Below are 12,627 nucleotides of genomic sequence, written 5' to 3'. Positions count from 1 at the left end.
CTTGCTTATGCTCTGGGCACGCTGTTCCCGGTTAGAGAATCGAGCGTCTCCTTCATTCCTCTGCTTGTAATTTCATACACGTGCTGTGCCGTTTGTTCAGCCAGCCCTTCGATCTGGTTCAAATCTTGACCCCACCATGTTTGCTTGCCGAGTACCCGCTCAGTCAATTGCTTCGCCCCGGCGAGAGTACCGTCATATTTACTCCACAGTTCACCAAACGTGCTCAACACTTCAGCTTCGTCTGCCAACGCAATCGACTCGCCATTTCTATCACCCCGGTAAAATACGAGTAAGGACGCCAGTGAAAACACGATTTTGGCAGGCAGCTCCTTACGTTGTTCTACATACTGGAGCAAGGATGGCAAGTTCCGTGTCTTGAACTTTGACACCGAATTCAACGCAATACTCATAACATAATGACTTACATATGGATTACGGAACCGCTCAATAACATCGTCGGCATATACATTCAATTCCGCTTCTGGTGAGTCCAGCGTCGGAATAATTTCTTCTCGAATCAGCGACTGGATAAAACTGCCCATAATATCATGCTCAACCGCCTGCCCCACTGTGTCCAGGCCATATAAATAAGCTACAGGTGTAAGCGCCGTATGTGCTCCATTCAAAATACGCACTTTCCGTGTACGATATGGCGCCATATCGTCGACAATCAGGACATTCAATCCGGCCAAATGAGCAGGTAATTCCTCTTTAAGCCACTGTGGCCCTTCAATAACCCATAAATGATACTGTTCGCCCACAACAACCAAATCGTCCTTGTAACCCAATTCCGCTTGGATTTCATGAATTCGGTCTTTGGGATAACCAGGTACAATTCGATCCACCAAACTGTTGCAGAACGTATTTGCTTCCTCTATCCATGCAATAAACTCAGCTCCAAGCTTCCATTGGTCCGCATATTTCAGTACGATTTCCTTGAGAGCGTCTCCATTACGGTCGATGAGCTCGCATGGAATGATGACCAATCCCTTGCTCTGATCGCCCCCAAAAAATTGAAAGCGCTTATACAGAAAGGCAGCCAGTTTGCCCGGGAAGCTCTTTTGCGGACGATCTTCTAGCTGATCGTCTGGGGCATAAGCGATCCCCGCTTCCGTCGTATTCGACACAACAAAACGCAGCTCCGGCTTTTGGGATAGTGCTTCATACTCCAAAAAGTCCGAGCCGTACGGATTAATCCCACGAGAGACGCACTCCACAACGGTATGCTCCTTCATGGCCTTCCCATCCTTAATCCCTTCAAGAATAACCGTATACAGGTCATCCTGCTCGTTAAGCTTCTCCACGAGGCCTCCTGGCTGCGGTTGTACAATCACAACTCCCGTATTCCATTCTGCCAGCTTATTCATTTTGTCAAATTGCCAGTCTACAAAAGCACGCAGAAAGTTCCCTTCCCCGAATTGCATCACCCTCACAGGATGCGGGTCTGTAACGATAAAGCTTTTTCTGTTTAATTGATCTAATGCATCTACTTTTTTCATCCGGAGTATCCTCCCACTATTACCATAATGATTTCAACGTTATTTTAGCATAATGCACACGTTAACAAAATAGTTTTCTCAACATTTTTACTTTATAAAAATAATAATGACAATAATATGAACACGTTAACATAATAGTTTTGCATAACAACCAGCAAGTATATGGACCTCTTTCTGTTGTTTCGCTGCTGAGCCAAGACGGTTAAGGCTAACTATCACCCTATCCGAGACCTTGTCCTTATATACTTTTCAGGAGAATAGACGCAAGAAAGCACGGGCAGGATAACACTACTTACTAGGCAGGAGGAACATCTATGAAGACAATTGCAGATACTATTGTACAAGTTTTGGTCAATGCAGGGGTCAAGCGGATTTATGGCATTGTTGGAGATTCTTTAAATAATATGGTGGATTCCATTCGCAGCAATGGTCAAATCGAATGGATTCATGTAAGGCACGAAGAAGTGGCTGCCTTTGCAGCCGGAGCGGATGCTGACCTTAGTGGCAGCATTGCTGTATGTGCCGGAAGCAGTGGTCCCGGAAATTTGCATCTGATTAATGGTTTATATGATTGTCACCGCAATCGTGTGCCTGTACTGGCTATTGCCGCTCACATTCCAAGCGACGAAATCGGAAGCGAATATTTTCAAGCGACGCATCCTGAACATCTTTTCGGAGAATGCAGTCACTTCTGTGAAGTTATTACGACACCGCGTCAAATTCCCAGAACGGTGACCATGGCCATTCAACAGGCAGTTTCACGTTCAGGTGTCTCCGTCATTGTTCTTCCCGGTGATGTAGCAGCATTGGGGGCGGAAAAGGTACCCGTCCCTGAACATGTCTACCATCCCACTACACCTGTAGTGCATCCGTCAGCTTCCGAAATTTCCCGACTGGCCGAATATTTGAATCAAGGCAAACGAATTACGCTACTATGCGGCGCCGGCTGTTCACAATCTCATGAATTGCTCATGCAGCTATGTGACAAGTTAAAATCCCCCATGGTATCCGCTCTGCGAGGCAAGGAATATCTGGAGTATGACAACCCTTATTATGCTGGATTAACGGGACTGATCGGGTATTCTTCCGGGTACCATGCGATGATGGATTGTGACGTCCTACTTATGCTCGGAACAGACTTCCCTTACAGACAATTTTACCCTGAAGATGCGATTGTCCTACAGGTAGATATAGAGCCAGCCCATCTTGGCAGACGTACTCCGTTAACGTATGGTTTATGTGGGGATGTAAAAGCCACGTTGGAAATGCTGCTACCGCATTTAACATCAGAGCATGATTCCAAGCATCTAGAGAAAACCGTCTCCCACTATACCAAGGTACGCCAGGAGTTGGATGACCTTGCTGTCGGTAAACCAGGTCATACGCCGATCCATCCGCAATATCTCGCCAAGGTCATCAGTGACGCCGCGCAGGAAAATGCTATTTTCACCTGTGATGTCGGTACTCCCACTGTATGGGCGGCGCGTTATTTGCAGATGAACGGTCAGCGCCGGCTTCTCGGATCGTTCAACCATGGTACGATGGCAAATGCGTTACCACAAGCGATTGGAGCACAGGCCACTGAGCCTGACCGACAAGTGATTGCCCTCTCAGGCGATGGCGGACTCACGATGCTGATGGGCGACCTGCTCACCCTGAAGCAGCATCATCTGCCTATCAAAGTCATTGTTTTCAATAATGGCGCTCTCGGTTTTGTCGAGCTGGAAATGAAAGCGGCCGGATTTCTGGAAAACGGTACTGAACTGGTGAATCCTGATTTTGGTGCTGTAGCGCAAGCCATGGGACTCAAGGGCATCCGGGTTGAAGATCCGACCATGCTGGAAGATGCCATTCAGCAAGCATTGGCTCATGATGGCCCTGTTGTGGTAGACGTGGTGGTGAACCGTCAGGAGCTATCCATGCCACCCAAAATTAATCTTAAACAAGCAGAAGGATTTACACTGTGGATGATGAAAGCGATGCTAAACGGACGTGGTGACGAGATTGTAGAACTGGCTAAAACCAATCTCTTTCGTTAAATATAGACGAAGCAGAACGCATTTCAGCCTAAAAGGGGCAGAAACCATAAGTCTCGCATGGTTTCTGCCCCTTTGGCCTACCTGTTAATCAAACGAAACTTAGTGTGGTCTGCCTGCCGTTGATTTCCGCTTCATGAGCGCGGTCTCCATAAATATAAGCTCGCCCTCATTGGACGGTGACTGAATTCGTTCCAGAATGCAGGCGGCTCCGCGCTCGCTAATCTGCTCAATCGGTCTTTTGACTGTTGTTAACGGTGGAGTCGTATACATTGAGAACCCGATATCGTCAAAACCAATGACAGAGATATCCTCTGGTACCTTCAAGCCGTTTTCGAATACCGCATTCATTGCCCCAATAGCCATATCATCGTTAGAGCAAAATACCGCTGTCGGCGGCTCCTGCAAGGAAAGCAATTGCTTCATTGCCTGGCTACCACTTTCAGTATCATAATGACCTTGCACGATATATTCATGTCGAATGGGCTTACCACTATCAATCAACGCATTCATAAAACCCTCGCGGCGTTGCTGGGTAGACTTGAAGCCTTCTACCCCTTCGATGATCGCAATGCGTTCATGCCCACTTTCAACGAGAAAGGAGACCGCTTCATAGGACCCTTCTTTATCATTAGAAATCACGTTTACAATCCCCGCCCCGGACACCTGCCGATTCAGAACAACAAGCGGAATGCCTTGACCGAGCACATGATAAATAAAAGGGTTGTCCGCCTCGCTCTGGCTCATCAGAATGATACCATCAAAACGTTTGCGGTGTATGGCCGAAAAATCAGCGTAATCGTCAATTCCTCGCACAAACAGATTGTAATCTACCCCAATGACATGATTAACACCGCGGATGGTATCGGCAAAAAAACTGGAGCTTGTGCCTTCTGAAATACTGGTGAAAAACAGGCCAATCGTATGCGAGCGCTGGAGAACTAGGCTTTTGGCATTAAAATTTGGAATGTAATTGAGTTGCTCTGCCAACTCCATAATTTTGCGTTTCGTATCTTCTTTAATCAGCGGGCTGTTATTGAGCGCCCGGGAGACGGTTGTATGGGAAACATTAGCCAATTTGGCAATGTCTTTAATGGTAGCTGCCATATACGTATCCTTTCCTTAGTGAGGCTCTAAAAAAATTATATACCCACCATACCACAGGAGCCGCCCGGAAAAGAAGACTTTCACAAATTATACGCGGTTGTCCGCATGTCGACGCTGTAATTCTTGAACCATTTCTGCATGTCTGCTGTCCGTCAGCTTGTACATTTTACCGATGACCAGCATGGCCAAAGCCAGGGCAACAGCCGGATAGAGACAAAGTAATGCTTTGATCCCAAGCAGGGTTCCAGAGGACTGAACCACATTCGGAACATACCCGATGAGCGCTAGTCCAATACCCGATAGAAAGCCAGACAAGGATTGAGCCAACTTACGTGAAAAGTTAAATAACGAGTAAGTAATCCCTTCCTTACGCTCCCCGGATGACCATTCGCCATAATCAATAATATCGGACACGAATGCCCAGGTCACCCCGTTAGGAATACTAATACCAATGAACGAAATACTGGCCAGGATTGTGAAAATGTATACATTTGAAGGCATAAAAAAGTTAATGGAGTCGGCAATGACACTAACCAGCATCCCCAGTATGGCTGTTTTTCGTTTACCGAAACGCCGTACCAGCTTGGGCAGGAACAATACACCCAGTAGCGACGAACCGATAATAATAAAATTCATATAAGCCATTAACTCTACATGCCCCAAGTTATATTCGGCAAAATAGATCAGCAGAGCGGACTTAATATTGTACGCGGATATAGTGAAAATCGTCATCAAAACGAGCACCAGCAAAGGCTTGTTATTCGTAAAAGTATGCACAATAACGCCTATAGATAGCTTCTCTTTTGGCCCGGACTGGCTAATAATACGTTCTTTCGTTCCTCGGTAACATATGATGAAAGCGATCACACCAATGAGTGACATAATCCCCATCACAACCGGATAGCCAACATGGTGGTTAGGAAATAGTAAAATAAGCGGCATGACAACGACACTGGTGACGAATAATGCGCCCAGCGATCCCGCCTGACGGAAAGATGACAATGAAGCACGCTGATGAGTATCCTGTGTAATAGCGGCACCTAGCGAGCCGTATGGAATGTTTACAATAGAGTAGCCGATCCCCCAGATCATATAGGACGCATAGGCGTAAATGAGTTTTCCTGTGGGTGAAATATTCGGCGATATAAAGGTTAGAACCGTAAGAATTGCAAGGATAACGCTTCCAACAATAAGAAAAGGTCTAAATTTTCCACGTGTACCGATATGTTTGCGATAATCAACAAAGGACCCGACAATGGGATCACAGACGGCGGCAAATAGCTTGCTGACCAAGAAAATGCCTGCGGCGGCTCCTGCAGAAACCCCTGCTACATCTGTAAAAAATTTCAGCAAATACAACTGCCCCAAATCAAACATGAATCCGTTTCCAAAGTCACCCATACCATACGAAATCTTTTCTTTCAGGCTAATATGCTCGCCTGTCTTGTTGTCAGTTTGGACGTTCTCCTGCACGATAGGCACTCCCATACCTACACACTCCTCTTTGTTTGTAATTAATTTCACAAAATTAGTTCTGGATTTTGCAAAATCCTCAGTTGATAACTATTTTATTTTTAATTGCTCTTACCGGGAGTTTTGAAACAAGCTCCCGGTAAGAGCCCTTTCTTATGAAGTTAGTGAGTCCTCGCCTTAGGGCGTAGTTTCACTTACTATGAACAACCGTTGGGAAATTAAAATATTGCTCGGCGTTGTTGTAGCAAATGTTTTGTACCATGGCTCCGAGCAGCTCCAGATCCTCAGGCGCCTTACCCTCCTGAACCCACGTTCCAATTAAGTCACAGAGTATACGGCGGAAATATTCATGGCGTGTGTAGGAGAGGAAGCTGCGGGAATCCGTCAGCATACCAATAAAGCGGGACAGCACCCCGTAGTTAGCCAGCACCTTCATCTGCTCCTGCATACCTTCGATATGGTCGTTATACCACCATGCCGTGCCAAACTGGATTTTCCCCACATTTCCACCGGATTGGAAACAACCCGCGAGACTTGCCAGTACTGGATAATCAACCGAATTAAGCGAATACAAAATGGTTCTAGGTAATCCTCCTCCCAGCTCCTGTGCGTCCAGCAATGCCGCCAATGGACGAGCGATAGAGCCATCATTTACGGCATCGTAGCCTGTATCCGGTCCCAATTGACGGAACATAGTAGTGTTGTTATTACGCAGTGCGTGGATATGGTATTGCATAGCCCAGCCATGTTCTGCATACTGTTTGCCAAGGAAAACCAGAACGTACGATTTATATTTCGCCTCCTCTAAAGGAGTCACATGGCCTTCCTCCAGCGCCTTATTGAATATGGCTGCAGCTTCCTCCCGTGTCGTTTCTTCATAGACTACAGTATCCAGCGCATGATCAGATACTCGGCCTCCGGCAGCATGGAAATGGCGCACCCGGCTCGCCAGCGCATTCAAAAATCCTTCCAGGCCAGAAACATCCAGTCCGCTGACTTCACCCAACCGAGCCACCCAAGGCCGGAAAGTTTCGCGATTTATCTCCAAAGCCTTGTCGGGACGAAAGCTTGGCAACACTGCGACTGGGAAATCGGTCAGCTTGCTGATTTGTTTGTGGTATTCGAGATGGTCTGTCGGATCATCCGTGGTGCACACCACAGTTACCTTCGAGTTCACAATCAGATCACGTGCGCCAAAGCCTTTTCCCTGCAGCTTTTGGTTTACCTTTTCCCAGATCACTGGTGCGTTCTGTTCATTCAGCAGCTCAAAGACACCAAAAAAGCGTTGAAGCTCCAAATGCGTCCAATGGTACAGCGGATTGCCGATTAGTGTAGGTACGGTTTTGGCCCAAGCCATAAACTTGTCATAATCTTCGCCATCCCCCGTAATCAGGCGTTCCTCAACCCCATTGGCCCGCATAAGTCTCCACTTGTAATGGTCTCCGTACAACCAAGCTTCCGTAATATTCTTGAACGCTTTATTTTCATAAATTTCTTGTGGACTTAAATGACAATGATAGTCAATAATCGGCATATCCTTGGCGTACTGATGATACAAGATTTCAGCCGTTGGATTGCTCAACAAAAAGTTTTCGTCTAAAAACGCTTTAGTCATTACTTTCTCATCCCTTCTATAATCGTGTTTCTCAACAAATTGTTAACGTTAACAAAAATGCTTGTACTGTACTCGTTTTCAATAATAGCATTCTCCACCACATAGCAGATCTCGTGATTAGACAAGATGATATAGCTGTAATACGATACCTGTACATCATTTCAAGCCGGATTACTTCACTTTAAATTTAATGTTTACGTTAACAACAATTACATTGTAACCGCTATCCTTTGTAGACGAAAGTGATTTTTATCATGTGAGCGAATAAAAAAATGGCCTACTGCCATTTGGAGCAGATCTGTTCTATATTTTCCCGATAGCTGATACCAAAAGAAAATTCTACAATTTTTAATTTTCCCCGATAAATCAAACTTTGAAAACGTTTTATGTTTTTTCTCTTCTTTTCAGAAAATTTCTTTCTTGAAAATACCAGTTATTGCATTATAATTGTAATATACATCCATTGTTTTACATTGAAAGTATTTCATTGGTTTATTTCAAAGATGAAAAGAAGAGGTGGTAGCATTGAGTACTAAAGTTCAAGCTGTTCAAACTAAAACTAAAACCAAATCCGATACAAAAGGAGCCGACCTTGTTGTCGATTGTTTGATCAAGCAAGGGGTTACGCATATTTTTGGCATTCCAGGTGCCAAGATCGATTCTGTTTTTGATGTTCTTCAAGATCGGGGTCCAGAATTGATCATATGCCGTCATGAACAAAATGCCGCCTTTATGGCAGCAGCGGTCGGTCGTTTAACAGGTAAACCGGGCGTATGCATTGTTACTTCCGGTCCAGGCGCGTCTAACTTGGCGACAGGACTTGTCACCGCTAATGCAGAGAGTGATCCTGTCGTCGCCATTGCTGGTGCAGTCCCAAGATCAGAACGCCTGAAACGCACGCATCAATCTATGGATAACGCCGGACTTTTCGAACCCATCACCAAGTACAGTGTAGAAGTAGAACATCCTGATAGTGTACCGGAAGCAATTACTAATGCATTTCGGATTGCGACCTCAGCCCAGCCTGGAGCCACATTTGTCAGTCTGCCGCAGGACGTGTTGACTTCGTCATCCGAAGTAACCGCCATTGAGAAGGTTTCCCTTCCCCAGCTTGGAACCGCACCCGCCGAGCTCATCAAACAAGTTGCAGGCCAAATCAAAAAAGCCAAGCTGCCCGTACTCCTTCTCGGTATGAAAGCCAGCACACCCGAAGCTACAGCAGCCATCCGTGGACTGATTCGAAACACGGATTTGCCTGTGGTTGAAACCTTTCAGGCCGCTGGAGCCATTTCCCGGGAGCTGGAAAGCCACTATTTTGGGAGAGTCGGTCTGTTCCATAATCAGCCGGGTGACATGCTTCTTGGAGCGGCAGATCTGGTACTGACGATTGGCTATGATCCTATTGAATATGATCCAAAAAACTGGAATATTCCTGCGAACCGAACCCTTATTCATCTGGATGATCATCAAGCAGATATTGATCATGATTATCAACCTGATCACGAGCTTATCGGGAATATAGCCCTGATTGTGAGTGGCCTTGCAGAAGAATTGCCTACCTTAAAGCTACCTAAAGCCTCCTGCGACCAATTAAATCGTCTTCGTCATGATCTAAACGAGCAAGAAGCTGTTCCTGTACACAGTCACGATTATCTGATTCATCCATTACAATTTATTCGTACACTGCGCAGCCTGATCGACGATAATGTCACTGTCACCTGTGATGTTGGTTCACACTACATTTGGATGGCACGATATTTCCGTTCGTATGAACCGCGGCGCCTTCTATTCAGCAACGGAATGCAGACGTTGGGCGTAGCACTGCCTTGGGGGATTGCTGCCACACTCGTCAACCCCGGTCAAAAAGTCGTTTCTATTTCTGGAGACGGAGGATTTCTGTTTTCATCCATGGAGCTCGAAACCGCTGTACGTCTTAACTCTCCGCTAGTGCATATCGTATGGAGAGATGGTACCTATGACATGGTCGCATTTCAACAACAGATTAAATATGGCAGAACTTCCGGTGTAAAATTTGGAGATGTTGATGTAGTGAAATATGCTGAAAGCTTCGGGGCCACCGGATTACGCGTGCACTCTCCTGAAGAACTGGAAAGTGTATTGCAGCAGGCACTTCATACGGATGGTCCTGTGGTTGTTGATATCCCGATTAATTATCAAGATAATATCCAGTTGGGACGTAAACTGCTGCCAAATCAATTAAACTAACCTTTACCAAGACTTACTCGTGACGTTTTCGTGACAATTATGGAGCAAAACGTTATTTTTTATGATTTTTTTGAGTTGTTCTCGTTATTTACTGAAAATTTACGTTTATTATTGAAAAAGAAAGAAAATAAATGCATACAATTACAAAAGGAAGTGTATTACCATGACCGTTGCAGGACTGGAAACCAAGCAAGAAACTGACCATGATATTTACCAAACGTCCACTATGCTCGCTCTATTAGATGGTCTTTATGACGGAGTTGTTGCCTTTGAGGAGTTGCAAAAGCACGGGGATTTTGGGATTGGTACCTTTGATCAACTGAATGGCGAGATGATCGCGTTCGATGGTGAATTCTATCACTTGCTTCCAGACGGTACGGCCCATCGCGTAAAACCGGAAGAAACCACACCTTTTTCCACCGTCACCTTTTTCCATGAAGATTTCACATATACTATTGACCGCCCCATGCATCGTGAAGAGCTGGAAGCTCTGCTGTTAAAGTTGTTTCCAAGCCGTAATCTGTTCTATGCCTTCCGTATGGATGGCACTTTTCGTGAAGTAAAGACACGTACCGTCCCTCACCAGGTGAAGCCTTACAAACCTTTTATCGAAGCGACCAAATCTCAGCCTACGTTCTCTTTTAACGACGCTTCTGGGGTGATTACAGGTTTTTGGACACCTGCCTATGCTCAAGGTATTGGGGTAGCCGGATTTCATCTGCATTTTATTAACGATGAACGCACTGGGGGTGGGCATGTCTTTGATTTTATCGTCGAAAAGTGCACCATCCGCATTTGTCAAAAATCCAATCTGCACCTGGTCCTGCCCGATACCCCGGATTACTTGAAGGCCAACCTGTCCAGAGAAAACCTGGAGAAGGAAATCGCCGTTACTGAAGGTGCGCAGTAATCGCAGCTATTTAACTCATCAATTTACAGACCCTATAGCCAAACAATAAACAGCAAAAGATCACAGTCAGGAAAGAGAATTACTGCTCTCTGACTGTGATCTTTTTATGTACGAGCGTATATATACGTTACTGCTTATGCTCTCACTCCGGTCCACCTATGTCTCGATCTGATCCAGTTTATCTGCATAATATTGAATGGCACGTGAGTACTCCTGTGTAGATAAATCCGAGGTCGTCTCAGCCACCTCCATTAGCAGCTCCTGCATGGCTTTCCCGAATTCCCCCAGATTATATAATACCATCGCGTAAAATACCCGAAACGGTCTGTAATCCGGAAATTCGTCCATTCATGTGTCCAAGCGGTCTGATACCACAATTCTGCATCATTTTGCTGCTGTTCTAATGCCTTCAAAAGAAGCTTTCGTGCTTCCTCTGCTTGCCCTGCTCGTCTAAGCTCGCCAGCTTGCGCCATGATATCGTTCATATTAATCCTCCACTTCTGACTCATGCCTATCTTTGAGATATATGTTACCCGACATTTGAATGCAATGTAAATGGAGTTTTTCCTAAGATTTAAAATCCAAAAAAACGACTCTCCTTACAGGAGAGCCGCTATATATCCGAAGTTACGGTTTATTTAACCTTCAATGATCCTGCAGTTAGTATTCCTGCTACACGCTGTGCGTCGAAAATACGCGAGAGCTCCTCTACTGCCGTCAAGTACAATAGACCGTTGCCTTCCAGCTTAGGAGAATTGCCAAGTGGAATCGTGCGTTTGATGAGTTGTGCATATAATTCCGGTTCGGTGAGATCACGCTCAAAGCTCGCACTTACCAGCTGCTTAATCAACGCCAATGCACCTGCTACGTGCGGAGTAGCCATCGAAGTTCCGCTAAAAGTCGCATATTTGCCGCCCGGAACGGTGGACAAAATATCTTCTCCGGGTGCAACTAAATCCACCTCATTATTAGAATTACTGAATTCTGAGGAGTGCCTGTCAAAATTGATAGCGCCTACGCTAATCACTTCATTATAGCAGCCGGGGTAGCCGAGCTCGTCCGTTCTGTCGTCACCGTCTCCCTCATTTCCAGCTGCACAGATGACCAAGATTTGGCTAGCTACAGCCTTTTTTACTGCTTCATGCAGCTCTGGCACATCTTCAGGACCGCCAAGTGACATCGATATGATATCTGCCTTTTGCTCAATCGCATAATAGATGCCTTGAATAATCCAGTCATATTGACCGGAGCCCTGCTTGTTTAGCACTTTGATGATGAGCAGGTCTGCCTCTGGAGCAACACCCACGACACCATCCGCATTTTCTGCTGCCGCAATGGTTCCTGCCACATGCGTGCCATGACCGTTATAATCCTTGAAAATTTCCGGATCACCTTGATCATCATCCGTGAAATTCCGTCCGCCAATAATGCGCGCCTTCAAATCAGGATGGTCCGAATCACAGCCCGTGTCCAGCACCGCCACCTTCACGCCTTGGCCTCGAGTCTGGTTCCATACCGCAGGAGCCTGAATCAGCTCTACACCTCGCGGTATTTCATTCACTTGTTGCTCCTGCTTGATCACTTGGTAAGGAATGATATGCACTTTACGTTCCATCCTATTCCCTCCTTCATGGATTCAATCGGAAACCACCCGTCTTTGAAACTATGAAACTTTGAAAACCTCTACTACATTCGAGGTTACTATATTCTAGCAATTTTTGAAAACTTTGAACATCCCCATTTTGCTTATTTTTGTAAAAA

At 45.7% G+C, this 12,627-nt stretch carries 9 protein-coding genes; 3 read left to right on the top strand and 6 right to left on the bottom strand.

Annotated features, from left to right (window positions below):
* Positions 1-5: 5 nt before the first annotated feature.
* Complete coding sequence (locus ACYCS5_RS25565) at positions 6-1,499, bottom strand: tagaturonate reductase (protein ID WP_029519081.1); 1,494 nt, start codon at positions 1,497-1,499, stop codon at positions 6-8.
* A 314-nt stretch (positions 1,500-1,813) separates the two neighbouring features.
* Here ACYCS5_RS25565 and poxB point away from each other — a divergent pair, with 314 nt between their 5' ends.
* Positions 1,814-3,538 (top strand): ubiquinone-dependent pyruvate dehydrogenase, encoded by a 1,725-nt coding sequence (gene poxB / locus ACYCS5_RS25560; RefSeq protein WP_029519080.1) that lies wholly within the window; start codon positions 1,814-1,816, stop codon positions 3,536-3,538.
* Between the two features lie 99 nt (positions 3,539-3,637).
* Here the strand turns inward: poxB and ACYCS5_RS25555 are convergent, their stop codons facing one another.
* The 3 genes from ACYCS5_RS25555 to uxaC form a co-directional block, all read right to left on the bottom strand.
* Positions 3,638-4,642 carry a LacI family DNA-binding transcriptional regulator gene (locus ACYCS5_RS25555; protein WP_029519078.1) on the bottom strand — a complete coding sequence of 335 codons (1,005 nt, stop codon included), beginning with the start codon at positions 4,640-4,642 and terminating at the stop codon, positions 3,638-3,640.
* An 87-nt stretch (positions 4,643-4,729) separates the two neighbouring features.
* Positions 4,730-6,130, bottom strand: coding sequence for an MFS transporter (locus tag ACYCS5_RS25550; protein ID WP_029519077.1), 1,401 nt, complete (start codon positions 6,128-6,130; stop codon positions 4,730-4,732).
* A 175-nt stretch (positions 6,131-6,305) separates the two neighbouring features.
* On the bottom strand, positions 6,306-7,730 hold the full coding sequence (gene uxaC, locus ACYCS5_RS25545; protein WP_459760305.1) for a glucuronate isomerase: 1,425 nt from the start codon (positions 7,728-7,730) through the stop codon (positions 6,306-6,308).
* A 516-nt stretch (positions 7,731-8,246) separates the two neighbouring features.
* On the opposite strand from uxaC, the gene alsS reads away from it, so the two are divergent.
* The gene (alsS, locus tag ACYCS5_RS25540) at positions 8,247-9,956 is read left to right on the top strand and encodes an acetolactate synthase AlsS (protein ID WP_459760304.1); all 1,710 of its coding nucleotides are present in this window, start codon (positions 8,247-8,249) and stop codon (positions 9,954-9,956) included.
* A 163-nt stretch (positions 9,957-10,119) separates the two neighbouring features.
* Positions 10,120-10,866: an acetolactate decarboxylase gene (gene budA / locus ACYCS5_RS25535; RefSeq protein WP_029519072.1), complete on the top strand. Its 747-nt coding sequence runs from the start codon at positions 10,120-10,122 to the stop codon at positions 10,864-10,866.
* 156 nt (positions 10,867-11,022) lie between these two features.
* On the opposite strand, the gene ACYCS5_RS25530 is transcribed toward budA, so the two are convergent.
* Both ACYCS5_RS25530 and ACYCS5_RS25525 read right to left on the bottom strand, forming a co-directional pair.
* The gene (locus ACYCS5_RS25530; protein WP_459760303.1) at positions 11,023-11,214 is read right to left on the bottom strand and encodes a hypothetical protein; all 192 of its coding nucleotides are present in this window, start codon (positions 11,212-11,214) and stop codon (positions 11,023-11,025) included.
* Between the two features lie 286 nt (positions 11,215-11,500).
* Positions 11,501-12,481 (bottom strand): S8 family peptidase, encoded by a 981-nt coding sequence (locus ACYCS5_RS25525; protein ID WP_459760302.1) that lies wholly within the window; start codon positions 12,479-12,481, stop codon positions 11,501-11,503.
* Positions 12,482-12,627 lie beyond the last annotated feature (146 nt).

The sequence above is a fragment of the Paenibacillus sp. SEL3 genome (assembly GCF_054602585.1).
Note: the sequence above shows the minus strand (reverse complement) of the source record. Positions and strands in the feature narration are given on the sequence as shown.

Coding starts and splice junctions, on each gene's coding strand:
- ACYCS5_RS25565 (WP_029519081.1), bottom strand. CDS start 1,499: ATGAAAAAAGTAGATGCATTAGATCAATTAAACAGAAAAAGCTTTATC.
- poxB (WP_029519080.1), top strand. CDS start 1,814: ATGAAGACAATTGCAGATACTATTGTACAAGTTTTGGTCAATGCAGGG.
- ACYCS5_RS25555 (WP_029519078.1), bottom strand. CDS start 4,642: ATGGCAGCTACCATTAAAGACATTGCCAAATTGGCTAATGTTTCCCAT.
- ACYCS5_RS25550 (WP_029519077.1), bottom strand. CDS start 6,130: ATGGGAGTGCCTATCGTGCAGGAGAACGTCCAAACTGACAACAAGACA.
- uxaC (WP_459760305.1), bottom strand. CDS start 7,730: ATGACTAAAGCGTTTTTAGACGAAAACTTTTTGTTGAGCAATCCAACG.
- budA (WP_029519072.1), top strand. CDS start 10,120: ATGACCGTTGCAGGACTGGAAACCAAGCAAGAAACTGACCATGATATT.
- ACYCS5_RS25530 (WP_459760303.1), bottom strand. CDS start 11,214: ATGGACGAATTTCCGGATTACAGACCGTTTCGGGTATTTTACGCGATG.
- ACYCS5_RS25525 (WP_459760302.1), bottom strand. CDS start 12,481: ATGGAACGTAAAGTGCATATCATTCCTTACCAAGTGATCAAGCAGGAG.